General features: G+C 42.8%; 1 protein-coding gene and 2 pseudogenes. All 3 read left to right on the top strand.

The window, feature by feature from the left end; all coding sequences use genetic code 11:
• Positions 1 to 390 precede the first annotated feature (390 nt).
• Entirely contained in the window at positions 391 to 534 is a 144-nt protein-coding gene (locus C7K08_RS16985) for a helix-turn-helix domain-containing protein (RefSeq protein ID WP_106501142.1), read from the top strand.
• Between the two features lie 192 nt (positions 535 to 726).
• Positions 727 to 849 (top strand): annotated as a pseudogene (locus tag C7K08_RS16990) (helix-turn-helix domain-containing protein); the annotation flags it as partial.
• Between the two features lie 254 nt (positions 850 to 1,103).
• Positions 1,104 to 1,342 (top strand): annotated as a pseudogene (locus C7K08_RS15125) (hypothetical protein); the annotation flags it as partial.

Here is a 1,342-nt window from a genome sequence, read left to right on the forward strand (position 1 = left end):
AATAATGCCCGCGAAGAAGCAGAGCTAACCCTGTTGCAATTACATCAGGTGCAGGAGGAATTAGAGCATTACTTTTTGCTGTCCCGCCGCCAACAGGAACTGCTCGAAAGTCATGAGCAGTTGGAATTGCGTAGTGAACGGCTGCTGGCTGGCTTAATTAATCGCTAATCACGATTTGAGCTCACATCTACATTCTATAATAATGATTAGATAGTTGCGTTTGCTGTCCGTTTGACAACCAAATCTCATAATGAATTCCACATCCTTCCTCTGCCCAGAAAGTTGTCACCCTTGTTAATTAAATTCTTGGGTCTTAATGGAGCAATTTAATGACCGACTACAGCTTGGCTGTTCATGTTGAAGTGATTTCAAGCTAATGTACGCCAAAGGATGAGTCCGCCCAGCAGGGAAACAGTTACTGAAATTTCAAGGGCTACAGGTATTAGCCGTCAAACGCTTTATAGCTGGAGGCACCTATGGAAACGAGAAGGGGAATTAGTGGCTTTTCTCCGTAATAGAAGCTTCTGGCCTTAACGGTGCTAATTTATGTGCCTATTGTAGGTAAATAGACCATTACCACGGGCAACATGCCCGCTGGAGCCAAGCAGTAGAGTATGTAAATGGATTAGATGCACCTAACATGGCGGATCAATAGGAATTTTAGCGTAAAAACCAGGAGCTGATACGCCAAAAAGGCGCCTAGAGCGGGAACTACAGAAAAAGGAAAAGGCAATCCAATTTTTAGCAGAAGGCGTTAATTTAGGCGTGCCGATTCAAGCTATAGCAGAACTCCTGGATGTTTGCCAGCGCACGTTAAGGCGTTGGCGGATACATATAAGCGGCAAATAATTTAAAGTTGATCAATGCAAAGGTGCGCAGAGAAATGTGGCACATAAATTAAGCATACAAGAGCGGCAAAATATAATAAATATGATCAACCAAATGCGATTTGCTCGTTTACAACCAGCGCAGATAGTTGCAATTTTGGCAGAGGAGGGTAATTATATAGATTCAGAGATGACAATATATCGGATAATGCGAGACGAGGGGTTGCTGAATCATCGAGGTAGAGCGCGACAAATGAGAAAAAACGAGAGGTGCCAATGTTAGAAGCAAGGGGAATAAAACAAGTGCTGGTATGGGATATAAAGCTGCTGCCAAGCCCCATTATCGGCCAATATTATTACCTTTATATGGTTATGAATGTGTGGAGTAGACGTATTTTAGGAGTTGAAGTACATGGAGAGCAAAGCGGCAAATTGGCAGAAAGATTCTTTGATCGTATCTGCTGTGATGAGAAAATAAATAAGGAATCAGCCACGGTGCTTCATTCGGATAATGC

Source organism: Synechococcus lacustris str. Tous (assembly GCF_003011125.1).
Lineage (GTDB): Bacteria > Cyanobacteriota > Cyanobacteriia > PCC-6307 > Cyanobiaceae > Synechococcus_D > Synechococcus_D lacustris.

Coding starts and splice junctions, on each gene's coding strand:
- C7K08_RS16985 (WP_106501142.1), top strand. CDS start 391: ATGAGTCCGCCCAGCAGGGAAACAGTTACTGAAATTTCAAGGGCTACA.